Annotated in this window: 22 protein-coding genes; 7 read left to right on the top strand and 15 right to left on the bottom strand. The window is 41.3% G+C overall.

Features of this window, described 5'->3' with window-relative positions; all coding sequences use genetic code 11:
- Nucleotides 1–310: 310 nt before the first annotated feature.
- From gltX to EKM61_RS07880, 4 genes are all read right to left on the bottom strand, one after another.
- Complete coding sequence (gene gltX, locus EKM61_RS07895) at nucleotides 311–1,801, bottom strand: glutamate--tRNA ligase (RefSeq protein ID WP_068223005.1); 1,491 nt, start codon at nucleotides 1,799–1,801, stop codon at nucleotides 311–313.
- A 123-nt stretch (nucleotides 1,802–1,924) separates the two neighbouring features.
- Entirely contained in the window at nucleotides 1,925–3,061 is a 1,137-nt protein-coding gene (locus EKM61_RS07890; protein WP_068223002.1) for a PIN/TRAM domain-containing protein, read from the bottom strand.
- An 89-nt stretch (nucleotides 3,062–3,150) separates the two neighbouring features.
- On the bottom strand, nucleotides 3,151–4,521 hold the full coding sequence (gene radA / locus EKM61_RS07885) for a DNA repair protein RadA (protein ID WP_068223000.1): 1,371 nt from the start codon (nucleotides 4,519–4,521) through the stop codon (nucleotides 3,151–3,153).
- Nucleotides 4,522–4,813: 292 nt separating this feature from the next.
- Nucleotides 4,814–5,353, bottom strand: coding sequence for a dCTP deaminase/dUTPase family protein (locus EKM61_RS07880; protein ID WP_178378338.1), 540 nt, complete (start codon nucleotides 5,351–5,353; stop codon nucleotides 4,814–4,816).
- A 147-nt stretch (nucleotides 5,354–5,500) separates the two neighbouring features.
- On the opposite strand from EKM61_RS07880, the gene EKM61_RS07875 reads away from it, so the two are divergent.
- The 3 genes from EKM61_RS07875 (at nucleotide 5,501) to EKM61_RS07865 (ending at nucleotide 9,595) form a co-directional block, all read left to right on the top strand.
- Nucleotides 5,501–5,779, top strand: coding sequence for a GNAT family N-acetyltransferase (locus EKM61_RS07875; RefSeq protein WP_068222997.1), 279 nt, complete (start codon nucleotides 5,501–5,503; stop codon nucleotides 5,777–5,779).
- Nucleotides 5,780–5,887: 108 nt separating this feature from the next.
- A complete protein-coding gene (locus EKM61_RS07870) occupies nucleotides 5,888–7,225 on the top strand; it encodes a C1 family peptidase (RefSeq protein WP_068222994.1) in 1,338 nt (445 codons plus the stop codon).
- 285 nt (nucleotides 7,226–7,510) lie between these two features.
- Entirely contained in the window at nucleotides 7,511–9,595 is a 2,085-nt protein-coding gene (locus tag EKM61_RS07865; RefSeq protein WP_068377029.1) for a KUP/HAK/KT family potassium transporter, read from the top strand.
- Between the two features lie 297 nt (nucleotides 9,596–9,892).
- Here EKM61_RS07865 and EKM61_RS07860 read toward each other — a convergent pair whose 3' ends face one another.
- Entirely contained in the window at nucleotides 9,893–10,570 is a 678-nt protein-coding gene (locus EKM61_RS07860; protein ID WP_068222988.1) for a 2,3-bisphosphoglycerate-dependent phosphoglycerate mutase, read from the bottom strand.
- A gap of 453 nt (nucleotides 10,571–11,023) precedes the next feature.
- Between EKM61_RS07860 and thrB the strand changes: the two genes are divergently transcribed.
- The gene (gene thrB, locus EKM61_RS07855; protein WP_068222985.1) at nucleotides 11,024–11,887 is read left to right on the top strand and encodes a homoserine kinase; all 864 of its coding nucleotides are present in this window, start codon (nucleotides 11,024–11,026) and stop codon (nucleotides 11,885–11,887) included.
- Nucleotides 11,888–12,099: 212 nt separating this feature from the next.
- Here thrB and EKM61_RS07850 read toward each other — a convergent pair whose 3' ends face one another.
- Nucleotides 12,100–13,041, bottom strand: a complete 942-nt coding sequence (locus EKM61_RS07850; protein WP_068222982.1) for an AEC family transporter — start codon at nucleotides 13,039–13,041, stop codon at nucleotides 12,100–12,102.
- A 178-nt stretch (nucleotides 13,042–13,219) separates the two neighbouring features.
- Here EKM61_RS07850 and EKM61_RS07845 point away from each other — a divergent pair, with 178 nt between their 5' ends.
- Together EKM61_RS07845 and EKM61_RS07840 are read left to right on the top strand one after the other, a co-directional pair.
- Entirely contained in the window at nucleotides 13,220–13,537 is a 318-nt protein-coding gene (locus tag EKM61_RS07845; protein WP_225359762.1) for a chromosome partitioning protein ParB, read from the top strand.
- A 174-nt stretch (nucleotides 13,538–13,711) separates the two neighbouring features.
- Entirely contained in the window at nucleotides 13,712–14,782 is a 1,071-nt protein-coding gene (locus EKM61_RS07840; protein ID WP_068222979.1) for an LCP family glycopolymer transferase, read from the top strand.
- A 55-nt stretch (nucleotides 14,783–14,837) separates the two neighbouring features.
- Here the strand turns inward: EKM61_RS07840 and accA are convergent, their stop codons facing one another.
- From accA to EKM61_RS07810, 6 genes are all read right to left on the bottom strand, one after another.
- On the bottom strand, nucleotides 14,838–15,605 hold the full coding sequence (accA, locus tag EKM61_RS07835; RefSeq protein ID WP_068222969.1) for a carboxyltransferase subunit alpha: 768 nt from the start codon (nucleotides 15,603–15,605) through the stop codon (nucleotides 14,838–14,840).
- Nucleotides 15,598–16,392: an acetyl-CoA carboxylase carboxyltransferase subunit beta gene (locus EKM61_RS07830; protein ID WP_068222963.1), complete on the bottom strand. Its 795-nt coding sequence runs from the start codon at nucleotides 16,390–16,392 to the stop codon at nucleotides 15,598–15,600. The genes accA and EKM61_RS07830 overlap by 8 nt, the downstream gene beginning before the upstream one ends.
- Complete coding sequence (locus EKM61_RS07825; RefSeq protein WP_068222961.1) at nucleotides 16,389–17,720, bottom strand: acetyl-CoA carboxylase biotin carboxylase subunit; 1,332 nt, start codon at nucleotides 17,718–17,720, stop codon at nucleotides 16,389–16,391. Before EKM61_RS07825 ends, EKM61_RS07830 begins: the two co-directional genes overlap by 4 nt.
- Entirely contained in the window at nucleotides 17,720–18,112 is a 393-nt protein-coding gene (locus tag EKM61_RS12205) for an acetyl-CoA carboxylase biotin carboxyl carrier protein (RefSeq protein WP_068222958.1), read from the bottom strand. Before EKM61_RS12205 ends, EKM61_RS07825 begins: the two co-directional genes overlap by 1 nt.
- A 15-nt stretch (nucleotides 18,113–18,127) precedes the next feature.
- On the bottom strand, nucleotides 18,128–19,105 hold the full coding sequence (locus EKM61_RS07815) for a beta-ketoacyl-ACP synthase III (RefSeq protein ID WP_068222955.1): 978 nt from the start codon (nucleotides 19,103–19,105) through the stop codon (nucleotides 18,128–18,130).
- Nucleotides 19,106–19,553: 448 nt separating this feature from the next.
- On the bottom strand, nucleotides 19,554–20,657 hold the full coding sequence (locus EKM61_RS07810) for a lactate oxidase (protein ID WP_068222953.1): 1,104 nt from the start codon (nucleotides 20,655–20,657) through the stop codon (nucleotides 19,554–19,556).
- Between the two features lie 189 nt (nucleotides 20,658–20,846).
- On the opposite strand from EKM61_RS07810, the gene spxB reads away from it, so the two are divergent.
- The gene (gene spxB / locus EKM61_RS07805; protein WP_225359761.1) at nucleotides 20,847–22,580 is read left to right on the top strand and encodes a pyruvate oxidase; all 1,734 of its coding nucleotides are present in this window, start codon (nucleotides 20,847–20,849) and stop codon (nucleotides 22,578–22,580) included.
- Between the two features lie 92 nt (nucleotides 22,581–22,672).
- Here the strand turns inward: spxB and EKM61_RS07800 are convergent, their stop codons facing one another.
- The 3 genes from EKM61_RS07800 to EKM61_RS07790 all read right to left on the bottom strand — a co-directional run bounded on the left by EKM61_RS07800 (nucleotide 22,673) and on the right by EKM61_RS07790 (nucleotide 26,303).
- Complete coding sequence (locus tag EKM61_RS07800; RefSeq protein ID WP_068222949.1) at nucleotides 22,673–24,097, bottom strand: APC family permease; 1,425 nt, start codon at nucleotides 24,095–24,097, stop codon at nucleotides 22,673–22,675.
- Nucleotides 24,098–24,486: 389 nt separating this feature from the next.
- Nucleotides 24,487–25,866, bottom strand: a complete 1,380-nt coding sequence (locus EKM61_RS07795; protein ID WP_068222947.1) for a class II fumarate hydratase — start codon at nucleotides 25,864–25,866, stop codon at nucleotides 24,487–24,489.
- A gap of 221 nt (nucleotides 25,867–26,087) precedes the next feature.
- The gene (locus EKM61_RS07790; protein ID WP_068222941.1) at nucleotides 26,088–26,303 is read right to left on the bottom strand and encodes a hypothetical protein; all 216 of its coding nucleotides are present in this window, start codon (nucleotides 26,301–26,303) and stop codon (nucleotides 26,088–26,090) included.
- Between the last annotated feature and the right edge of the window lie 227 nt (nucleotides 26,304–26,530).

The raw sequence follows: 26,530 nt of genomic DNA, 5'->3' as shown, positions 1-26,530 counted from the left end.
CCTTTGGTTTTCGCAACTATCACCATTTAGTTTCACGGATCAAACTACAACAAATGCGCACCAAACCAAATAAAAAAACAGCATTAGAAGTTGCCTAACTTCTAACACTGTAAAATTGGCTATCAACAGGATTTGACAGAGAGCCTATTCTTTCCGAGTATTACTGTGCGCCAAAAAGTCTGGTTTCACGTGCCTAACTACAGCCAATCTAATAACCATAGTAAGGTTATTGGATTAGCCTACGTTACGCAGTAAACCCAAAACTAACTTTTGTCCCACTTTCTTATCAATCACTGAAATTATCAGTATTTTAGTTGGTCAATTCCTTCAACGTTACTTCTAAATGGTGTAACGTTTTCTCACGCCCAAGTAATTCAATGGATTCAGCAATCTGGGGTCCGTGCATTTCACGCGTTGTGGCAATCCGAATTGGCATGTACAATTGCCGTCCCTTTACGCCAGTCTCCTTACGAACTGATTGAATAACGTTGTTAATCTCAGTGGCATCAAAAATTTTGATTTCCTTAACCAATTTTGCAAAGTGCTGTAAAACAGTTGGCGCTGATTCAACCGCTAATTCTTTTTTAGCATCATCATCAAGTGCCGGTGGTTCAGTGAAGAAAACATCTGATTCTTCAACAACCTGAGCCGCATAACTCATCTGGTCGTGGTACAAACTAGTAAGCATCCGTGCCCATTCAATCGTCTTTGTATCCGGATTTTCTGGTAAACGACCAGCCTTAATTAATTGGTACAAGACTAGGTCCGTTACCCGGCTATCATCAGTTTTCTTCATGTACTGATTGTTAACCCACTCTAACTTCTTAGCATCAAATTTAGCTGGTGAGCGACTTAAACGATTAGGGTCAAACATCTTAATTAATTGTTTTTGGGTAAAAATCTCGTCTTCCCCAACTGGTGACCAGCCAAGTAAAGTAATAAAGTTAAACATACCTTCTGGTAAATAACCCAATTCACGGTATTGTTCAATAAATTGTAAGGTTGATTCATCACGTTTAGATAGCTTTTTACCAGTTAACGTATTAATAATTAAGGTCATGTGACCAAAAACTGGTGGTTCCCAGTTAAAGGCTTCGTAAATCATTAATTGTTTTGGTGTATTGGCAATATGGTCGTCCCCACGCAAAACGTGACTAATTTTCATCAAATGATCATCCACGACAACAGCAAAGTTATAAGTTGGCATGCCATCACGCTTTAAAATGACGAAATCGCCACCAATGGAATCGGAGTCAAATTCAATGTGACCTTTAACCATATCCTCAAATTCGTATTTCTTATGAACAGGAACGTGAAAACGAACAACTGGCTTAACCCCTTTGGCCTTAGCAGCATCAATCTTAGCCTGCTTTTCTTCAGCGCTTAAACCTGCATATTCATCTTCATAGTGCGGCATTTCTTTGCGTGCTTTTTGAGCCTCACGTTGTTCCTTTAGTTCATCCTCAGTAATGTAAGATTCATAGGCCAAACCACGATCAAGTAAATCCTGAATCAATGGTAGGTAAATCTCTTTACGTTCTGATTGCCGGTATGGGCCAACATCACCTGGTTTGTCAGGACCTTCATCCCAATCAATCCCAAGCCATTTTAGCATCGTTAGCTGACTCTTTTCGCCACCCTCAACGTTCCGTTTTGTATCCGTGTCTTCAATCCGAATAATAAACTTCCCGTTATTATGTCGTGCAAAAAGATAGTTGAATAATGCTGTTCGAGCATTACCGATGTGTAAGTGGCCTGTCGGACTCGGTGCATACCGCACGCGAATTTGTTTGTCTGCCAATTTAATTTCCGCCTCTTTTTTAATTTTGCGATCCCATATTCTGGCCGCAATTGCCCTTTTATTGTACCTGTTTAGTTAGTTACTTGTAAAGGTACCAGTTCCTTATTTCCCGGGAAATAAGGCCTAGTCCTTGTTCTTTTCGCGGATCCCTTTTTGTGCGTGTGCTGGCCTAGCAAAGATCATTCGCCCAGCCGCCGTTTGTAAAGCGCTAGTCACAATAACCGCCAACTTTTTATTCATGTAGAATTGACCATCCTCAACAACAATCATGGTTCCGTCATCCAAATAGGCAACTCCTTGTTGGCGCTCGGTTCCTGATTTAACAACCGTAACGGTCATCCCATCACCAGGAATGACTACTGGTTTTAATGTGTTCGCCAACTCATTAATATTCAAAACCGGAACATTTTGAAATTCACTCACTTTATTAAGGTTGAAATCATTGGTTACCACAATGGCATCCAATAATTTGGCCAATTTAATCAGCTTACCATCAACCTCAGTTAGATCCTCAAAATCACCATCATACATTTCAACCGGCATCGCATCGGTCTTTTGAAGATCATTTAAAATATCTAATCCCCGCCGACCTTTGGCACGTTTCAGCGAATCAGCCGAATCAGCAATTAGCTGCAGTTCATGCAGCACAAAATTTGGAATTAACAAAGTGCCCTCAAGAAAACCTGTTTTGGCAATCTCATAAATCCGGCCATCAATTATGACACTTGTATCCAAAATTTTGTACTTATGAAAGTTGTCATCAACCTTACGCTCCAAGACCTTATCATCCGGAGATTCAATGACCTGCTTCTTTCCCCGTGACTGAAATAGCTTACGCCAATCCTCAGTCCGGGTCGTCCCAACCCGAAAACCTAGGTAGCCTAAAACTAACATGATAATAATTGGTGCCACCGTGTTAAACACAAAAAAGTTCATTCGGTATAATGGAATCGAAATAATGTTGGCCAAAATTAGGCCAATAATCGTCGAAATACTGCCAAATAAAACATAAACTGGCGACTGTTTGCTAATAAAGTTCTCCGTTCGTTTAAAAAATTGATCAGCTAAACGAACGATTGGTCCAGTAATTGCGAATGATAGCAGGTAAAACAGTACTGCCCCGATTAATAGGTCAGTTACTACGTTATTTAAATAATGAACTTGGACCAGACCAGTTATTTGCCATAAAATTGGTAGCGCGGTTGCTCCTAGTGAGGCACCAATTAAAACTAATAAAATAGTTACAATTCGTTTACGCATAATATTCCTCCTTTCCAAGGTGTGTTCCAAAACTATTTTTGCTAGAATCACTCGGCTGTTACAGTACAATTAAAATTAGCCAAGTTGCTCTAACTAAATGCTTTTTTTAAAGCCTCCGCAATTGTCGTGACAGTAATAATCTGAATTGACTTAGGAACTTCAACATCCTTCATATTATTGCGTGGTACAAAAGCACGCTTAAAACCAAGTTTAGCCGCTTCCTTAATTCGCTGTTCAATTCGATTAACGCTCCGAATCTCCCCAGTCAAACCAATTTCACCAATAAAACAATCCGTCGGTCTCGTTTCCTTGTCGCGGTATGAGGAAGCAACACTAACCGCAATTGCTAAGTCAATTGCCGGCTCATCAAGCTTAACGCCACCAGCGGCCTTTAAATAAGCATCCTGATTCTGCAACATTAGGTTTGCTCGCTTCTCTAGCACTGCCATAATTAGGGCCGCTCGGTTATGGTCCAGCCCCGTAGTAGTCCGCTTTGCATTACCAAAAACTGTTGGTGTCACTAACGCCTGAATTTCAACTAGAATCGGCCGCGTTCCCTCTAACGATACAACCACCGCTGAGCCGGTAGCTCCTTCCAAGCGTTCCTCAAGAAAGATCTCCGAGGGGTTTTTAACTTCATGTAGACCACCGTTATGCATCTCAAAAATACCAATTTCGTTAGTTGAACCAAAGCGATTTTTAACCGCCCGTAAAATTCGGAAAGTTCGGTTCCGATCGCCTTCAAAGTACAAAACTGTGTCAACCATGTGTTCCAGTATTTTCGGACCCGCAATTGACCCATCTTTAGTCACGTGTCCAACAATAAAAATCGTAATTTGATTCTGCTTGGCCAATTTCATCAATTCAGCGGTTACTTCACGAACTTGCGAAACACTGCCCACAACCGAGCTTAATTCCGGCTCTTGCATGGTTTGAATTGAATCAATAATGACGTAGGCCGGCTTCAGCTCATTAATCTGTTGTTTGATACTGACCATATCTGTTTCCGGGTATAAATAAAGTCCTTGCCCAGAGACACCTAGTCGTCCAGCACGCATTTTAATTTGCGAGGCACTCTCTTCACCGGAAACGTAAAGCACTCGCTCGCCTAACTCACTTAATTGACCAGAAACTTGGAGTAACAAGGTTGATTTACCAATCCCCGGATCACCACCAACCAGCACTAAAGAACCAGGAACGATTCCGCCACCCAGTACTCGATTTAATTCAACCATTTTTGTCTTAACACGTGGTTCTTTTTCAATGTTAACTTGATTCATTAATTCCGGCTTAGACACCTTGCCCGCCAAATTAGTCTGAGCATTGGCTACCGGTTTTTTAGCCGCAACTAACTCTTCAACCATCTGATTCCAGGCCCCACAGTTTGGGCAACGGCCTAAAAAGCGTGGTGAAATATAACCACAGCTCTGGCAAACATATTGTGTTTTTTGTTTTGTCACAAAATAGCCCCTTTCTAGTACTTATCTTCTTCATTTAGAAATTATTTAAAAAAGCCCAGCTTTCACCGCATTAGCTTAATCAGCAACGAGAATCAACTAGTCGCTTGGTTAAAAAATCAAAAACGGATAACTTACTTAATGACGCTATCAAACCTAAGTAGCAACATTTTTAACTATTTTTGCACTAAAATGGTCATTAAATTTACGTATAAAAATAATTTTTAAATACATCTTAGTTTACCATAAATTAAATAAGCTTAATACGGCGTAGGACCGAGTTTTGCCTGCTACTTTAGCGTCCTGATGAACCAAAGCCACCAAGCCGTTCTGCAGTCCCACCATCATCCTGATCACTTTTAAGGTAAGGCATGAAAATTCCCTGACCAATCCGCTCACCTTTTTTTATCACTAAATCGCGTACCCCTAAATTAACTAGTTGGAAGAAGATTTCACCTTCGTTTTGATCATTATTGTAGTAATCGGCATCAATTACGCCAACACCATTGGGTAAAATCAAACCGCGTTTTAACGGATTGCTTGAACGATTGGCCAAGATTAAGACCTCATCCTCTTGCATGTAGGCCTTAATGCCTGTAGGAACTAAGCGGGGCTTTAAAACTTTATTTGCCTGCACGTAATCTTCATCCTTTAACGGCGTTCCATGCTTGAGCTGCCAAAATAATTTCACAAAACCACTTTTCCAAATACTTGGTAAAGCAAAATCTTCTGCCGCAGCAAAGTCATAGCCCGCCGCCTGTTTAGTTGATCGTTTGGGTAAGGTTAGCCCTTGTCCTTGATACCGTTCTACAATTCCAAATCCACGTTTTTTCACTTTAATCGCTCCCTCAATTTTAAAAACTTGTTCTATCATAGCATGTTTTTTTGATTCCTTGATTGCCAATTTATGTAAACCCTTTCTTGCCTTTAACGTGCGAATCTTTTAAACTGAAGTTAGAAATAGAAAGCGAGGCTGACCACAATGGGATTTCAATATGAACCTGGACGTTACTTTAAAAATGATGCTGCTGGTCGCTTAATTGCTGAAATTACTTTTCAAGAATTACACGATGGGACTGTCTACGCTATTGATCACACCTTTGTCCGCGATGATCACCGTGGAGAAGGAATCGCTAGTCAATTAGTTAAGGCTGTTATTCAACGTGCACAGGCCAGTAACGTTAAAATTATGCCAATCTGTTCTTACGCTAAATCCTTCTTCCAACGCAAGCCGGAATATCAAGGACTACTCGCCAAATAGCAAGTATTCGAAGTTTACTATTAGCCTTAATTGTACTAGAATAATGGCATTCTAACGTATTTTAAGTCTGTTATTTAGATTTAAAATGAATTAAGGAGAGTGACTAAATTGAGTCAGGAGATTACACCAGAGATACTCAAACAATATCAAGAGAATTTACAAAAGCACCCCCAAGCAGCTTCTTTAAAACGGGCCGTTATGAATAATGGTATCCTTGCTGCAAGTGAGAATACTGACGCAAAGGTTGCCATGACCCAAACTTTTTCAGTTGATCTAACAGCTGAAAAAGTTGCGGATCAAAAACAAAGTGGCCGTTGCTGGATGTTTGCGGCCTTAAATACAATGCGCCGTTCATTAGCCGATCAGTTCAACCTTAAAGATTTTGAATTGTCGCAAAATTACACTAACTTTTGGGATAAGTTTGAAAAATCAAATTATTTTTACGAAAATGTTCTTAGTACTGCAACTGAACCAACCAGTAGCCGTAAGGTTGCCTTTTTAATGGCAACACCACAACAGGATGGTGGTCAGTGGGACATGTTGACGGCTTTAATTGCTAAGTATGGTATTGTACCGAAGTCCGTGATGCCAGAAACGTATAACAGTTCACGTTCTTCAGAACTTAACAGCACACTTAACCTTAAACTGCGCAAAGACGCCGTTACTTTGCGCCAAATGGTGGCCACTAATGCCAGTGAAACCAATATTAATACTGCCCGTAATCAAATGCTAAATGAAGATTACCGGATTTTAGTTTACGCTTTAGGGGAGCCACCCGTTAAATTTGATTTTGAATACCGCGATGATGATAAGGCTTATCACCTCGATCGCAATTTGACGCCACAAACATTTTTTAAAAAATACGTTGGTTGGAACTTGGATGACTACCAATCGATTATCAACGCACCAACCGATGATAAACCCTATAATCACATGTACACGATTGAAATGTTGGGTAACGTTGTTGGTGGTCGGCGCGTTCAGCATTTAAACTTGGATATTGCAACCTTCAAGCAATTGGCAATTGAACAACTACAAGCTGGTGAAAGTGTTTGGTTCGGCAGCGATGTTGGCCAATCTTCTGATCGTAAAGTTGGAATTATGGATCCTGAAATCTATAAAGCAGATGAACTTTTTGACGTTGACTTTGGTATGACAAAGGCCGAACGACTGGATTACGGTGAAAGCCTAATGACACACGCCATGGTAATTACTGGTGTTGACCTAGTTGATGACAAGCCAACCAAATGGAAAGTCGAAAACTCATGGGGGGATAAAGTCGGCGAAAAAGGCTATTTCGTTATGAGTGATGCTTGGTTTGATGAATATGTTTATCAAATTGTGATTAATAAAAAATATTTACCAGCTGACTTAAAAAAAGTTACCGAAGAAGATCCAAAGGTGCTTGAACCATGGGATCCAATGGGTGCACTAGCTGGCCGTTAATAAATTTTTTTACAGGAGTGGGCCAAAAGTCGGTTTTGGATTTACTGTGTAACGTAGGTCCAGACTTTTGGTGCACGTTCTAAAGTAATGTTCGGAAACAATAAGAGGTTAGGACTTTTGTCCTAGCCTTTTTATGGTCCAAAATATTTTAGTCAAAACCCACGAATATCTTTTACCAAATACCCTTATTTTTATTTAGAAAATGCTGCTTAAGGATGGCAATCTTAAATTGAACAGCTATAATGTATTGATGACGAATCTTCGAATAAAGGTAGGTTACTTAAGATGAATTCCCTAGAACAAAAAACAAAAAAACAACCACAGCATAAGCTATCCGCCGCAGGTTTAGTAATAACGCTGGGCGTTGTATACGGTGATATCGGAACCTCACCACTCTACGTTATGAAGTCAATCATTAACGGTAACGGCGGCATGGACCACGTCTCCTATGATTTTATCGTTGGTAGCGTTTCACTCATTTTCTGGACAATTACTTTACTAACAACCATTAAATACGTTGGAATTGCTCTGCGTGCCGATAACAACGGTGAAGGTGGTATTTTCGCCCTTTACACGCTAGTTCGCCGGCGGGCCCGGTGGTTGGTCATTCCAGCTATGATAGGTGGCGCTGCATTATTGGCCGATGGTATGCTAACCCCGGCAGTTACGGTTACCACCGCAATTGAGGGCCTAAAGGGAATGAAGATTGCTAATCACATTCCAATTGCGACACAAGGCCACGTTATTTTGTGGACCATGGTCATTCTCACTTTCTTATTCTTTATTCAACGTTTCGGTACTGAGATTATTGGTAGAGCGTTTGGCCCAATCATGCTTATTTGGTTCACCTTTATTGGTGTACTTGGTCTTAGCTATATCAGCCAGGACCTTAGTATTTTGCGGGCACTCAATCCCTATTACGCCATTAAATTACTAGTTAGCCCAGAAAATAAACTTGGCCTACTGATTCTTGGCAGTGTTTTCCTAGCGACAACCGGTGCTGAGGCCCTGTACTCTGATTTAGGTCACGTTGGCCGGGCAAATATTTACGGCACCTGGCCCTACGTTAAAATCTGCTTAATTTTAAATTATTTTGGCCAGGCCGTTTGGATTATTCAGCACGCACACACGACTGCTTATAATCACGTTACCGATTTTAATCCCTTTTTTGAAATCATGCCCCAGTGGTTGCGACTGTTCGGAATAGCAATGGCCACTTTGGCCGCTATTATTGCATCCCAGGCCTTAATTTCTGGATCATTTACTTTGGTTTCTGAGGCCATCAAATTAAAACTCTTACCACGTTTGCACATTGTCTACCCTACCAATTTAAAAGGGCAGCTTTATATTCCGTCGGTTAACTTAATTCTATGGTTGGCCTGTCTAGCAATTGTCATGTTCTTCCGCACTTCCTCCGCAATGGAAGCCGCTTACGGCCTGGCAATTACGGTGACGATGTTAATGACAACCTTACTGCTTTACCAGTATCTACGCAGTAAAAACGCCAAACCTATTTTGGCCTGGTTAATGGTTCTTTTCTTTGGCTCAATTGAACTGATCTTCTTCATTTCTAGTGCTGCTAAGTTTCTTCATGGTGGCTACGTCACTGCTTTCATTGCTTTTGTCATTTTGGCAATCATGTTTATTTGGCAATATGGTGATTATATTAAAAATAATAAATCTTACCACACTGAAGACGTTTCGCTTCTGGCCTACAAGAATCAACTTAATGATTTAAAAAATGATGCTGACTACCCACTATTTACAACAAACTTAGTCTACATGACCCGGGTCAAAGATAAATATCGAATAAAAAAGGATATTTTATATTCGATCTTAGATAAGCGCCCAAAACGGGCCGAAGTCTATTGGTTCGTGACCGTTAACGTTACCGATGAGCCGTACACCGCTTCTTACACAACTGAAATGTTCGATACGGACTACATGGTGAACGTACAACTTTATTTAGGTTTCCGCATGGAGCAACATGTCAACGTCTTTCTCCGCCAAATTATCGCGGATATGATGAAGAGTGGTCAGCTACCACGGCAACCGCAGCGTTACACAACAATTCCTGATCGCAAAGTTGGTGACTTCTCCTTTGTTTTAATTCAAGAAAATCTATCGCCAGAAACACAGATTAACGGCTGGGGAAAAGTAATCATTCAACTGCGCCTATTTCTCCAGAAAATTACGATTACCCCAACGACTTGGTTTGGTTTAGAGTACGCCGATTCATTGGTTGAACACGTGCCATTAATTTTAGGTAAACCTTATTTCCATAAATTACACCGCTTAACTCGATTGGATAAAATACCAAAATCAGACACAGATGAAGAAAACGAATTAGAGGACGAAGATCAATCCTAAACGTGTTTGACAGCAAAAAATAAAGGGGAGTGTGGCAAAAGTCGGTTTTGGGTTTACTGCGTAACGTAGGCTAATCCAGACTTTTGGCGCACATTCTAGAGCAATGTTTGGAAACAGTAAGAGGCTAGGACTTTTTGTCCCAGCCTCTTTATTTTTTTCTAACCATTTTAGTGCCGTGTGTGTAATAAAGAAAAGCCACATGCGGTTAAATCAGCAAAGTGCTCAAAAATCGCTTTTATTAATGCTAACTAATGTAGTGCGAACACATTTGACACCTTAGTTAAATCAAAGCTCACCCTAGGAAGTCAAAATTTGTTTATCTTGAATGCTAAGGTCTGAACGTAACGTGTATAAAATTGGTTGTCCATTAGCAACTTCAACACCGTCAATCCCCTGATCAGAAATATTTTCTAAGTACTTAATTAAGGCCCGCAAAGTACTACCATGAGCCACGATTAATTGGTTTTTATGGTCAATCAACCGTGGACCAATTTGATCAAGCCAGTAAGGAACTAATCGTTGCAGGGCCATCTGTAGGCTCTCTGCCCGCGGCTCAAAATCATAACCCAGACGTGTGTAACGTCGTTCAAAATCTGGCTGCGTCAATTTTGGTGGCACTGTTGTGTAGCTCCGCCGCCACTTGGCAACCTGCTCAACTCCATATTCTTGGCGCGTTGCCTCCTTATTTTGACCCCGAAGTGCCCCGTAGTGACGTTCATTCAAACGCCAGGTTTTATAAATCGGCAAATAGCTCTGATCCAACTCGTCCATAACAATGTTGGCCGTTATAATGGCACGTTTCAGGTAGGAAGTGTGCACTGCCGAAAAACTTAAACCAGTTCGTCGAATAAGCTGGCCAGCCTGATGAGCCTCTTGAATTCCTTGCGCCGTTAACGGAACATCCGACCAACCAGTATAAACATTTTCCCGATTGGCCGTACTTTCACCGTGACGTAATAACATCAATTTGACCATTTACTTCCCCTTCTTTATCAAATGTATCTTGAAACTGTTTTACTTAGTGTTATTTAAACGTGCCTAAAAAATACCGCATCGCCACTCTTTAACACTATTTTATCAGATAACAGTCTATCCGTTCGCCTTAAATAGGCATAATTTACTTTTTGCTATTGATCGCGCTCTACTACTCTGCCGCGCCTTTAACCACAAAATTTACTTAATTTTGATTGCTACCGCCAGTAGTCAATCGGAGACCCTAATTACAGAAAAGACCTGATTAACTACCCCCATAGTACCGAATTTTCCTAAAAATTAACACTATTATAAATAAAAAACTTGGCCAGAGACTAGCGTAAAATCACCAGATTCGTTATAATTATTTTTAAATCGTTCTTTAATCTATTTCTAATTTATTGAGTTGAATGGCGTGACACGATGCTTCACGTTTATTCATTAAGGAGGAACATTATGAAAATCCAAGTTCCCGCAACGACCTCCAACCTTGGACCAGGACTTGATTCATGCGGTCTTGCGTTAGCACTTTATCTACGTGTACAAGTTGGTGCCAGTGCTGATTCGTGGGAAGTTCAACATAATCTTGGGCCTCTAGTTGCCACTGACGCCACTAATCTTGTCGTACAAACGGCATTACACGTTGCACCACATATTAAGCCGCATAAATTAATTTTAACTTCGGATATTCCCATTGAGCGTGGGCTTGGGAGCAGTGCAGCCGCAGTTGTTGCCGGCATTGAGCTGGCCAATCGTTTGGCCCAATTAACGTTGAGTCAAGAAGAAAAAATCACAATCGCTACACAAATTGAGCAACACCCTGATCACGTTGCCCCCGCCGTTCGTGGTAATTTTGTTACGGCCGCAGTTTCTGGCGATCAAGTTTATTCCGTTCGCCATCTTTTTCCCGAGTCGGACTTCATTCTTTGTGTCCCCAATAAAAAGCTACCCGCGGTTAAAAGTCGTGAAGTTCTGCCACATACCGTTCTTTACCGTCAAGCGATTGAAGGTAGCGCTGTGGCTAACGTCATGATCGCCGCAATCTTAAATGGCGATCTAAATTTAGCAGGAGAAATGATGGAACGCGACCTATTACAAGAACGTTACCGGGATAATTTTGTTCCCCACCTTAAAGAAATACGCCGAAAGGCTAAAGTCTTAGGTGCATACGGTACTTTCATTTCTGGTGCTGGTCCAACCATTATCGTGATGTGCCGTGATAGTTTAACGGAAAAAATCAAGGCCGAACTGGCTTCGGTTTGCCCAGATGCTTCTCTAAGTTCACTAGTGGTTGATAAAGATGGCACCCAGGTTTTCTAAATTATAACCGGGTAAAAGACATCGCTAAATTGCTTCGTCATTCAATCTAACATAAGTACGTTTAAAACACGTACTGAACATTTTTTATAAATAGCAAATCAAAATGAGATTCCATTAACAAGCACGTTTGGACCCAACTACTTAGAAAAATACTAACAAAAGTAATTTTCTAACGCGGTCTAGCTTGTAAATGGAACCTCATTTTTAGTAACTCATTGTTTTATAAGTGTCATTAAAATCGGTATTACCACTAAACTAAGTAAGGTTGATTCAGTAACCATTAACGCAGCATAGTCGGCATCCGCTCCGTATAGTTTTGCAACTACTGGTGCGTTGGTCATAACGGGCATTGCTGACTGTAAGATGAAAACCTGTTTCATCAGTAACGGCATTCCCGATGGTATAACCAATAAGCTCATTAAAATTGGTGCCAGTAAGAACCGGCCAAATAAAATTCCGAGACTGTAACGGGAGAGCTTCATTTGTCGTAATCCTGCGCCTTCAATCGCAATCCCAATGAAAAACATGGATAGTGGAATTGTTAAACCACCAATATACTTAAAATCGGACATCAAAAATGCTGGTAATTTAATATGTAAGATCACTAAAATAACGGCCACCATGAAACCAAGCAATGGTGGCGAGAAAACCTTTTTCACGGTTGTCCACAAATTAAGTTTCTCAGTACTGTCCCCATCACGCTTAATCAGATAAACGCCTAAAGTCCAGAAGAAAGTCGTATTAGCCATGTAATAGACCAAAACGTAGGGTAAACTTTTTGATCCAAACAATGCCATATTGATTGGCAAACCAATAAAAACAGTATTGGAATTGAAAAACATGGATTCAAACAAACCACGACGTGACTTCCTAATCTGCAGGACTCTTGCAACCGCCACCGAAATACCAAATAAAATCAGCATTGAAACAACTGGAAATTTAAGGTCCGGCAATAACTGCTTTAATTCCTTCGTCGTAAAATCCGTCATGATCGTATCAAGCATATAGCACGGTAACGCAATTTGCGTCACTAATCTAGCAATTAATTTACTACTTTTTTCATCAAACCACCCTGCACGTGCAAGACAGTAGCCAACAACAATCATGCCAAGAATGACAAAAACACCCTCAACACTTTGAATAAAAATGCCCATTTGATCACGCCTTAACTAATAAGATAGTTTTCAGTTTAGCACTTTTGACCAAAAATGAAAAACCAATGAGAAAAGTATTAATCTTTTAAAATTAGTGGCCGTACGCCAATCACCGGTATTGTCTCCTAATATTAGCTCGCTTTGCGCTAACTAACATTAACTACAAGAAAGCGTTATAATGGAAGAAACTAAAGTAGGTGATCCAGTTATGGGAAAGTATTTTGACATTACATTTCACACAATTGATGGTAAAGCAATTATCAAACGTAATATTTATTCAGAGGCCACTGAAACTGCGGTCTGGCAGGACGCTTGTAAAAAAGTGACTGCTGACAATCTGTATATCGAAATGAACGATACAACGTTGGTTAATTTGTTACGAAATTGCGTTGTTCGAATTGATATGACTGAAGTTCCTGGACCAACCGCTAAACGAAGTCAACGGCAGGATGAATTCCGCGATGCAGTAAACACGTTAAGTAACATTGGACTTTAAATTTATTATTTTGCTAGACAGGGGCAATGTACAAGCTTTTTAGACATTAGTTTGTACACTGACTCTTTTTAGTATTATTTTTATGTGATTTATTAAAAATGGCCGTAAATTAGTCTTTTGTGTGAATTTTTGTAGTATACTGCAAGTATGAAAAGTTACAAAAGGAGAAAAATTATGTCAGAACAAACAAAACGGCGCGCACAGCACCACAATCACCACCATAATGGACGGAAAAAACGCCACACCGTCCTCTACACCTTTTTGATCATCATCTTAGTCCTAATTGTTGGCGGTGGCGCCTACGCGTACAAGATGTACCATGATGTCCAGAATACGGCTAACAAAGTTTACAAAAAAGAAAGCGGTACTAATCACCAACGTAGCCCACAAACAACTTTGGACGCTAAGAAACCAATTTCGATTTTATTACTTGGAACGGATACTGGTGCACTAGGACGGACCTACCATGGTCGTTCTGATACAATGATTGTCGCAACTGTCAATCCACAAAATAAGCAATTGACAATGGTCAGTATTCCCAGGGACACTAAGGCACACATCGTCGGTAAGGGTGCTAATTACATAGAAAAAATTAATTCGGCTTACAGTTATGGCGGCTCGGCAATGGCAATCAATACAACCCAAGAGCTATTAAATATTCCAATTGATTATTATGTAACCGTCAATATGGGCGGTATTCAACGAATTGTTAACGCAGTAGGTGGTGTAACAATTGATGCACCATTTGCTTTTAAATATGATGGTAATTCCTTTAAAAAAGGTAGCCAGCATTTAAATGGTAAGCAAGCATTAGCCTATTCACGGATGCGTTACGATGACCCTGAAGGCGACTACGGCCGACAAAAGCGCCAACGTCAGGTTATCGAATCTATCGTTAAGAGCGCTGTTTCCGTTAAAACATTATGGAACTTTGATGATATTCTGCAATCAATGAGTGATAATGTTCAAACTGATTTAACCTTCAAGAACATGCAAACCATTCAAAAGAACTATAAGTCCGCTGCTACTAATATGGTTGATGATCACTTACAAGGTCAGAACGCTACAATTGACGGCGGTTCTTATCAGGTTGCAACAACTAAAGAATTAAATCGTATTTCTTCTTTAATCCGCACACAGCTCAATTTACCAAAGGAAAAAGTTAATAATCTTGAAACACAACAAAATAGTCAAGGTCAGGCTACTGATGCTGGTTCAAATAACGCTGATCCTTATACAAATTAAGCACAAAAAAAGACTGGAGATTCCAGTCTTTTTTTGTGCTTAATTTTCAATAAAACTACTCGGCAAATTGTGCGACCAATTCTAAATATTTATTCTGGCGCTGTTCAATTAACTCCGCGGCCGATAACTTGCTTAGTTGCGCTAATTGTTGTTGTAAGGCATTATCTAAGCTTTGCATTAAATCGCCCGTTTCTGGTAATACAACGTCAGTTAGGCCCAATTTTTTAAGTGCTGCGGCTTGCATTGGTAGAATATGGTCAAGTGTTTGCTTAGCAGCCACATGACCCTTTAAGATCGTTTGAATCGCCTCTGGTGAAGCAACCGAATATAGACTGTTAGTGAACATAATTAAACGGTTGGATGTTGCTAGAGCTAATGCCCCCCCACTTTCGCCTTCGCCAAGAAAAACAGCAATATTGGGAACCCGCAAACCATTCATTTTAGTGATAGCGTCAGCAATAGCCAGGTTTTGTCCGTCATCTTCCGCCGCAACGCTAGCGTCAGCCCCTGGCATATTGATCAAAGTAATCACCGGTCGGCTAAATTTTTCTGCTAATTCAAGTCCACGAATAAATTTACGGTACCCCGCCGGCGCTACAGCACCAAAATGGTAACGCTGGCGTTCTTCTAACGTGGCACCACGATTCACTCCAGCAACAACTACCGCCCGTTGATGAAACAAACCAGTACCAACCGTCAGTGCTGGATCATCGCCACTGACACGATCACCGTGCAGTGGAAAAAAATTCGTTATTAACTGCGCAATAACTTGTTGCGTCCCAATTCTATTGGCACTACGAATCACCTTTAAAGCATCACTCATTTAAATCACCTGCCTGAATCATTAATAAACAGCCAAGGTAAGTCCGTAAATTTTCGCGCTTAATAACGGCATCCAAAAAGCCTTGACGATAAAGGCGCTCCGCCGTTTGAAAATCAGTCGGTAACGCAGCCGAATTCGTTTGCTGAATCACCCGCTTACCTGCAAAACCTATTGTGGCACCCTGTTCGGCGAATACAAAATCACTTTCCAGAGCAAAACTAGCGGTCACACCACCCATTGTTGGATCCGTTAAAACTGAAATGGTCAGAATACCAGCCTCATTTAGTTTGGTCAGTTCAGCCAAAATAGTGTTCATCTGTAGTAACGATAAAATTCCTTCTTGCATTCGCGCACCACCGGAAGCAATAACTAAGATCAAAGGCAACCGCTGGTTCAAAGCAGTTCTGATTGCCTGGCGAATGCCCGCGCCAACAACGGTATTAAGGGTCCCCATCATAAATTGACTATCCATTACACCAATAACTACTTTTTGCTGTTTTATCATTGCCGTTCCGGCGAGAAAAGCTTCCACCTCACCAGTTTTTTCTTGGGCCGCTTGTAATTTCACAGTATAACCCGGGAAATGACGTTGTTGTTTAATGTTTACTGGGGGTAAAGCCGTAAAGCTTTTTGTATCCGTCAATAATGTTAGGCGTTGCTTGGCATTCAAGCGTTGGTAGTGGCCACAGTAAGGACAAACGTTAAATTTACCCCATTGTCCTTGATGAACGTGACGTTTACAGGCAGAACAGGTTTGCCAAAGGTTAGTCTTGGGTAAATGACTCATTGAACTGCCCCCTCCATTTGTTCCAGAAAATGAATATCGATCTGATTGGCATTATATGCTGGTGAATTCAGAATTTGGCTTAAGGTTGCTAAATTAGTTCCTACTCCCGTCACGTGGGTATGCTTTAGAGTTTGCTGCATTTTGGCAATTGCTTGTTCTCGTGTCGTAGCGCTAACGATTAATTTTGCCAGTAAAGCATCGTAGTAAGGTTGAATAATATCGTTTTTTTGATAACCGGTATCAATTCGCTCAGTTGCTGAAAAACAAAATTGGGTTAACTTGCCGGTTGCCAGTAAATGTTGCTTTGCATCGGCCTGTGCATTGAGACGAACCTCAATGGCGTGCCCACTAAACGGTAAAATTCCGGGCCGAACCGTTTGCCCCGCAGCCAATTTAATTTGAGTTGTCACTAAATCGATTCCAGAGGTTAATTCAGTCACACCATGCTCGACCTGTAAACGTGTATTCATTTCTAAAAAGTAAAATTGCTGATTAGCGAACAAAAATTCTAAAGTTCCCAAACCACAATAATCCAATTTGGCCAATAACCGTTTAGCTAAATCGTATAATTGCTGCCGTTGCTGTGGTTGCAAAATAGTCGCAGAACTCTCTTCCACTACTTTTTGGTGGTTAAGTTGTAAACTACATTCTCGATCACCAACAATCTGAAGATTGCCAACATGATCCTTTAAAATTTGTACTTCAATATGTCGGGCCACCGTTAAATACTTCTCCAAATAAATGGCATCATTTAAAAAGGTCTGCTGTGCTTCCTCTTGGATGAGGTGGTATTTTTGCTGCAAATGCGCCTCGTTATAGATAACGCGCATCCCTTTACCGCCGCCACCTAAGCTGGCCTTTAACATAACTGGGTAACCCACCGCTTGGGCGGCCTGTTTCAGTTGATTAGCACTTGTAATGGCGCTTGCGCCTGGAATGATGGGCACACCTTGGGTTTTAGCGTAATTTTTAGCCGCAGCCTTGTCCGCCATTAATCGAATCATTGCGGGCTTAGGTCCAATAAAAGTTAAATCACATTCCGCACACATCTCTGCAAATAGTGCATCTTCAGCTAAAAAGCCATACCCAGGATGAATTGCATCAGCACCACTTAATAAGGCGGCCATTAGGATTCCTTCACGATTTAAGTAACTTGATTGGGCAGTATTAGGACCAACACAATAAGTAAAATCGGCCGCCTGAACAAAGCGACTATTTTCTTCCACTTTAGCGTAAATTGCTACCGTTTCGATTTTTAACTTGCGACAGGCCTGAATAATTCGCAAAGCAACTTCCCCACGATTGGCAATTAAAACACGTTTAAACATTAGTCAACACCTTGAATAATAAACAGAGGCGTTGAAAATTCAACGCCTTGACTGTCGCTAACCTTTACTGCCGTAACAGTCCCGGTCACAGGACTTTTGATATCATTAAATAACTTCATACTTTCAATTTGGGCCAAAATATCACCGGCCTTAACCTCTGTGCCAACTTCGACTAACGGATTCTTTTGCTCATCTAGCAAGTGAATAATCCCAACCATCGGGCTTTTCACCGTTGTCCCCGTTTCTTTTTTTTCAATTGCCGGTTCATCCACAGCAACTGTGGCTCCTGCCTGTTTAACTCGCAAGTGAAATTGCTCCGTTTGCAAATCAACTTCGCTAAAACCACTTTCCCTTAAAACCCCTAAAATTTCCTTCAACTCATTAATTTCCACCGAAACCACGCTCCTCTAAAGACGTATTAATAAGCTACCGTAAGCTAGACCCCCACCAAAACCGGATAAAACAATTATTTTACCAGTAAATTGGTGTTGCAGTGCTTGGTCTAAAGCCATTGGGACCCCAGCCGAGGACGTATTCCCGTACTCCGACACATTAACTGGAAACTTAGTCATTGGTTGCATTAACTTTGCTGCAATTCCCTCAATAATCCGTAAATTGGCTTGGTGGCAGACAAAGAGATCCACATCATCTGCGGTTAAGTGCTGTTGGGTTAATAACTGCTGGATTTGTTTTGGGACGGCCGTAGTGGCAAAATCAAAAACCGCGCGTCCCTGCATTTTAAAGGGGGCAATCTCAGGTCGGTGCGTTGCACTAATTGTTGAAAGGGGCTTAACTGCACCACTTTCAATAACTTCATGTTGTCGGCCATCGTTTTCTAACTGTTCCGCTAAAAAACTTTCCTTGCTGGCATCGGCGGTTTGACTTAACAATGCTCCCCCAGCGCCATCGCCAAAGAAGACCGTTGTTGTCCGATCCTGCCAATCCATCATTTTTGAATTCGTTTCGGCGCTAATCACCAAAGCATGCTTAAATTGACCACGGCGTAAAAACTTTTCTGCTGTGCTAGCCGCAAAAATAAAGCCCGCACAGGCTGCGCTAATATCAAAACAAACTGCATTTGTCGCCCCAACCTTATCTTGCATCAGACAAGCAGTTGCCGGTGTCAAATAATCAGGTGTAATTGTTGAAACGATAATTAAATCAATATCAGTAGCCGCCAGATTGGCCTGTTGTAATAATTTTGTGGCAACCTTAGCGGCCAAATCAGATGTATTTTGTTCCAGCGCAATGTGGCGCGTTTTAATTCCCGTATGACTTTGAATCCAAGCATCACTGGTGGGCATTAAGGCAGCCAGCTCATCGTTGGTGACAACCTTTTCTGGAACATAATGCGCCGTCTCATCTATTGTCACGTAATTCGCCATATTTTTGGCTCCTTTTTCATTTTTAAGAACTATCTACAATACAAATGGCCTTCCGCCTTATGCTGCTAAAGAGTTCGACGGGCAGGCCTCTTTTCGTCTTTTCAAATAAGTCTATTATAAGTAAGCAGCGGAATATTCACAAGCAATTGGCGAGAAACTTGTCATTTTATTAAGCATTTCTCACAAAACAAAAACGTGGGACAAAAGTAACTGTAGCCAATCTGCATTCAATCACCAAATGGGTGAAAACACCAACCACTCGGTAAGTAATCCAGAGCTAGAACCACAACTTGTTTTGTTCCACGTTTATTCAAACTAAATTACGAAGGTGCCAATAAAAATACTTTTTCAAGCACTGTCAGGATGGCGGATCTTAAAGCCACTTTACATGAACTATGAGCTCAAGTATAAATGTGTTCGAAAGGTAGCCTCGGGGAGATGCTCTAGTCTAGAAATGATTATCTAATAGTTTCGTTTGTTTAACTGCGGCAATTGTCTGCGTACCGGCCAATTGCATCACAATTTTAAGCTCATCATCGATGTGTTCAAATACTGATTGAACGCCCTGCGCGCCACCTAAAGCTAATCCATAAATGGCCGGGCGACCAAAGGCTACTAAATCGGCCCCACTGGCCAAAGCTTTAAATACGTGTGATCCACGCCGAATACCACTATCAAAGATAACCGGAACTCGATGATTAACCACCTGTGCCACTGACGCTAAAACGTCAAAGGAAGCCGGCCCACCATTTAGCTGCCGGCCACCATGATTAGAAACATAAACCCCAGCCGCACCAGAACTAATGGCCAATTCCGCATCTTCTGGTGATTGAATGCCTTTAACGATAACGGGTAAATCAGTATAGTTAGCAATCCGGGCAATGTCCTTGGGACTAATTTTCTGGGCCGCTGCGGCATAGATCTCAGAGATTCCTTTCCCCTCACCATTGTCCTTGCTGAAATTTTCCAAATTGGCCATTGGAATTGGAAAAGAAAATTTATTTCGTACATCGGCCTCACGGTAACCACCAACAGTTGCGTCAACCGTTAAAATGATCGCCTTAATTCCCGCTGCCTTAGCTTGATCTAGCAATGCATTATTAAAGGACCAATCTTTACTCATATAAAGTTGAAAGAACTGCGGTGCACCGTTCCCGGCCGTCGTTGTTTCCGTGATTGTTCTTGAAGAATAGGTACTTTGCGCCATTAATCCGCCAACCGCAGCAACACCCCGAGCCGTATCAGCCTCACCTTCAATATGGGCCAAACCTTGAGCGGCAGTTGGTGCCATCATGACCGGCGTTTTTAACGGAATACCAAAAATACTAGTATCAATTAGCGGTTTCTCCATATCCGTCAGTGATCGCGGTACAATTAATTTATGATTAAATGCCTCCCGGTTGGCCCTTAGTGTCCACTCATCCTCAGAACCACTTGAAATATAACCGAAGCCACCCGCTGGAATGATGGCTTTCGCTCTTTCTTGTAATTCGTCTAAATTGACAATTTCAATTGCCTGTTCGTTTGTACTTTGTTTATACGTGTTACTCATAACCTAATCCCTCCTTATCACAAATAAAGAATGCGCTTTCAATTTAAGATTATATTCAACTTACTAAAGATAAGCAAGCAAATCGACTTGGCTGGCAAGACAGCATATAAATTTACTGCTAACTATAATCTCGTTACTATTGAAATTAGTTATTTATTTAATTTTATTAACTAGCGGAGGGACCAAATTATGCCAAAAATCAAAGCCGCAAACGCAATGTTAAATGTTTTAAAGGATTGGAAGGTTGATCATCTTTACGGACTACCAGGTGGTTCATTTGATTCAACTATGAACGCACTACACGAAACTTCTGAGCTTAATTATATTCAAGTACGGCATGAAGAAACTGGCGCCCTGGCCGCAGCAGCCGATGCTAAATTAACTGGCAAGATTGGTGTTGCTTTTGGATCGGCCGGCCCTGGTGCAACCCACTTATTCAACGGACTTTACGATGCAAAAATGGATCACGTCCCTGTTCTGGCTTTAGTTGGTCAAGTCGCCACGAGCACAATGAATACCGATGGTTTTCAAGAACTCAACGAAAATCCAATGTTTAACGACGTTGCAGTTTATAACCGAACCGTCACAACGGCGCAGCAATTGCCCCATGTGGTTGACCAAGCAATCAAACACGCCTATCAGGAAAGCAGTGTCGCAGTTGTTACAATTCCAACTGATCTCGGTTGGATTGAAATTGAAGATAGCTTTACAGCTACGGCTAAAAATTACCGCCAAGGCTACCCTCAAGCCGAAGTGGCCGATATTAACGCTGCAGTTAAACTATTAACGGCCGCTAAACGACCGACACTTTACATTGGTCAAGGTACTCGTGGGGCCACTGATGAGGTCGTTGCTTTGGCCGACTATTATTCAATGCCAATCGTATCTTCTGTTTTGGCTAAGGGAATCATTCCCGACGATCACCCGGCATACATGGGAACGGCCGGCCGTGTTGCCTCTAAACCAGGTAATGAAATTGTGGCCACTGCTGATCTGATTTTATTCATCGGCAGTGATTTTCCTTTTGCCGCCTCTACCTTTAATCTTCAGGCTAAATTTATTCAAATCGATATTGATTCTTCTAAACTGGGTAAACGTCACCATACAGATGTAGCTATTTTAGGTGACGCCAAAACAACGATGCGCCAACTATTTGAACAAGGTCAACCAAAAGAAAAAAATAGTTTTTATCAGGCCGCACTCGCTAATAATAAAAATTGGCGTAATTGGCTTGCAAGTTTTGCCACCGCCAAACAAATACCGTTACGAGTCGAACCAATTTTTGCCGAAATTAATCGCATTGCTCAAGAAGATGCGATTTTTGCCGTCGATGTTGGTAACGTGACAATTGACGGGATTCGTTTACTTTCGCTGACACCTAACCAGAAATTTACCACTTCAGGTTGGTTTGCCACTATGGGTTACGGTCTTCCTGCTGCAATAGCCGCCCAATTGAATTACAAAAAACGCCAAGTCTTCAATATTGCCGGGGATGGTGGTTTTTCAATGGGCATGCAGGACCTAATCACCGCCGTTAAATATAAACTGCCAATTATTAATGTCGTGTTAAGTAACGACTCATTAGGCTTTATTGAAGCCGAACAAGACGATACACCCCAGCCACATTCAGGAATTGACTTGGCCAGCGCAGATTACGCCACCTTTGCTAAGGCAATGGGTGCAGAAGGTTATTCAGTTCATAATTTAACGGACCTGCGCGCGGCTTTTGATCAGGCCGCCAGTGCTACTGGTCCAATTGTGATTGACGTTAAAATTGCTAATGAACGGCCAATTCCGGTTGAACACCTTGTAATTGACCCAGAGGCCGGCCACAGTCAAACTGATATCGACCAATTCAACCAAACTTATGCTTCTAAAGCATTAGTTCCTTTCCAAAAATATCTGACGCAGTATCAGGCCTAACAAACAGGACAAAAGTCGATTTTGGCGCACGTTCTAGAGCAAGGTTCGGAAATAATAAGAGGCCAGGACTTTTGTCTTGGCCTCTTTTGGCGTCAATCTTTGAATTGTGTTTCACGGGCAATACTGTGGTGATAACTGTAACTGAAATAAACGATTAATCCAATTATTAACCAGATAATAAAAGCGATCCAAGTAAAAGCCCGTAATCTTGTCATCAAATAAAGACACATTAAGAAAGATACAATTGGTAAAACAGGATAAAATGGTACCTTAAACGATTTTTCAACGTGACCTAAGACTTTGTCCCGCCGTAAGAAAACGACACCAATCGAAACCATTGCAAAGGCAAAAAGTGTCCCGATATTAACTAACTCTGCGATTCTATCAAGGGGAATAACCGCGGCAAAAATAGCCGCAATCAGTCCAAAAATCCAGGTGTTTGCTACTGGAACGTGCGTTTTAGCGTTTAATTTGTGTAAGGATTTTGGTAACAAGCCATCCCGACTAATCGCAAATAGCAGGCGTGTTCCCCCGTAAGACATGACCAGCAAAACGGTAGTCATCCCAACTACAGCACCAACTGAAACAATACCCGCTACCCAATTTTGATGCATTAGGTTTAACGCAAAGGCAACTGGATCATCAACGTTTAGGCGCGTGTAATGAACAACCCCCGTCAAAACAGTAGACAAAACCGTATATAAAATAGTGGTGATTAACAGTGATGTAATAATCCCAATTGGCATATCACGCTGAGGATTTTTAACTTCCTCAGAGGCCGTCGATACAGCATCAAAGCCGATATAAGCGTAGAAAGCAACCGCTGATCCCGAGATAACTCCATTAATACCAAATGGCAAAAATGGATGCCAGTTTGACGGCTTAATGTAAAATACGCCAACCACAACAAAAAGCAAAATTACACCAATCTTTATCATTACCATTATATTATTAACACGTGTCGATTCGGACACGCCACCTGTTAACAAAAGAGCGATTACTAGGACAATCAAGAAGGCCGGTAAATTAAAGATGCCACCGTGAACGCTTGACGTCCCAATTGCGGCCGATAAAAATGCTGGTAGCTTCCAACCAAAGCCCGCCAGAATATTTTGAAAGTAGGCCGACCAACTCACGGCCACCGACGAAACGGCAAACAAATATTCTGAGATTAACGCCCAACCAAGTATCCAGGCAATAAACTCCCCGAATACGCTATAAATATACGTATAGGCACTACCTGCCAACGGAATTGTTGACGAGAATTCCGAATAACAAAGTGCGGCCATCGAGCAAACCACCGCCGCTAACAGAAAGGAAAACATAACCCCTGGCCCCGTATATTTTGCGGCCAAAATACCAGGCAAAATAAAAATACCGGCGCCAACAATGGCACCGACTCCCATCATGCTCAAACTAAATGCAGAAAGGTTTCTTTCTAACCCTTCTTTTGAATTGGCAATTTTTTCTAAATCAACCTGCTTCTTTACAAACAAATTCTGTCGGGTAAACTTCATCCCGAGTACCTCCCTCTCCCGCCGATTCACTTCCAATAACATAACCATTTATTGAATCATTAGGGTTCTTTCATTTATTAGTCATTTAATTTTAATTCAGCCAACAGCAGATGTCAATTTTCATTCTGTTTTACACCACTTAATAAACAAAAATAGCCCATAGTGGCGGGCTATCGACTAAATAATTCTCTTAGAGCTTAAATTTTAAAGTAAATCATAATTTATTCATTTAACGTATTTTGAGAGTGGAGCAAAAATCGGTTTTGAGTTTAAATTCAAACTTTTGACGCACGTTCTAAAGCAATGATCGGAAAGAATAAGCGGCTAGGCTCTTTGTCACACTTCCTCCGGTAAACTATTTTTTATAAACTTTCAACAAGCAAATTAGCCTATTTTAAATTCGTCATTGCTAAAGGATCAACCCACGCATTAAATTCTTGTTGAGTAACCAACCCAGATTTTAGTGCTGCTTCCTCTAAGCTTGTTCCCGCCTTCTCTGCTGCCTGGGCAATCTTGGCACTAGCATGGTAACCAATATGTGGTGATAACGCTGTAACGGTCATTAACGACCGATCAACTAGCTCTGCCATCCGCGTTGGCCTAATTTCTAAACCCGTAATTAATTTATCCGTAAAGCCTTGGATGGTACCCTGCAGTAAATCAGTCGATTCCAAAAACGTACTAATTAAAACTGGCTTGTAAACGTTCATTTCAAAATTACCTTGACTGGCGGCAAGCCCAATTGTAACGTCATTGCCTAAAACTCGCGTTGCCGCCATTGTGAGCGCCTCGGCTTGAGTTGGGTTTACCTTACCTGGCATAATTGACGACCCAGGTTCATTGGCCGGAATTGTTAGCTCACCATAGCCTGCACGAGGTCCACTGGCCAAGAAGCGAACGTCATTGGCAATCTTGAGTAAATCACTAGCCAACGTTTTTAAAGCGCCATGGACCACGTTTAGGCCCGAATGTGCGGCTAGACCATAAAATTTGTTGGTTTTGGCCGTAAAAGGTAGCTTATATACTTGGCTAAGTTTTTCGGCAACTTTATCCGCAAAGCCCGGTGCAGCATTTAAACCTGTGCCCACGGCCGTACCACCAATGGCCAGCTCATAAAGCGTTGGTTTTAACTGTTTTAAAAAGGTCTGATCGTGTTCTAACATACTGACCCAACCACTAATTTCCTGGCCAAAAGTGATCGGTGTGGCATCCTGTAGGTGGGTACGCCCAATCTTAACGACTTGCCAATATTTATCTTGCTTTTGCTTCAATTCAGTAATTAAATGAGTCACCGTTTTCTCTAAAGCGTTCACCGCAATACTTGCAGTAATATTCATCGCCGTCGGGAAAACATCATTAGAACTTTGCCCATGATTAACATCATCATTCGCTAAAATTTTCAACTCTGAATTTAGCTTAGCAGCAACGTGAGCAACAACTTCATTAACGTTCATATTAGTTTGGGTTCCGGAACCAGTTTGATAAACTGATAACGGAAAATCCCGTTGCAATTCAGCATCATCGAGGTCTAGCAACTGATTAATCGCCAGGGCAATTAAGTGCCCCTTGGCCACTGGTAGTTGTGCTAGCTCGCCATTGGCCATTGCCGCCGCCCGTTTAATCTGTAGCAAGGCACGAATAATAGTAAGTGGCATCTTGGGTCCAGTTGTAAAATTGTGCCGACTACGCTCGGTTTGTGGCCCCCACAATGCTGTTACTGGAATTTTAACCGGACCAATCGTATCTTCTTCAATTCGATAATCAACCATTAGAACTCTCCTTTTTTTACCTTATTATAAGCGACTTTCAATATTTCTATCTTAACGAACGCCAACTTCTTTTTAAAGCAAATTCCACGATTATTAATTAAGAAAAGGACTTGATTTCCTTTTACGCAATCATTATTTCCCCTAACCTGGTTTCAACTGCTACTTGAGCATATAAAAAAACAGTCAGCAATCACCGACTGTTTATCAATTTCAAAATTAACTTAGTTTACTTTACTTGCAATTGCTTTTACCTTAATAGCAATCAAATCATCAACTGCAACGTGTCGGTAACGACCATTAACACATAGTTGATTAAAAGTTTGGGCCCTAGCTTCTTTTTTTGTTGTATTATGACAGATACGCTGTTCAGAAATTACCTGCCCAGCCCTTTGATACCGACACTCCACTGCATAATCCTGCGCTTTACTAAAGAACACTTCGGACCCTCCCAATTTATAGTTTCTTTTTGTTCAGAAACCATTTATTTTTCGACATGAGAAGATTCTAGCACTTTTATTTTTGGACCGCAATAGTTCTGAGAAAACATTTTTCATTTATTGCAAGTACGGCTCTGCGGCTATAAAATGGGGTCTACACTTTCTGGTATTGGTGAATAACTAATACCGGTTTTTTGTCTGTTTTGAAAATCAGAAAAATAAAAAAG

It is taken from the genome of Loigolactobacillus backii, from assembly GCF_003946275.1.
Lineage (GTDB): Bacteria > Bacillota > Bacilli > Lactobacillales > Lactobacillaceae > Loigolactobacillus > Loigolactobacillus backii.
This window is presented reverse-complemented; position numbering and strand designations above follow the sequence as displayed.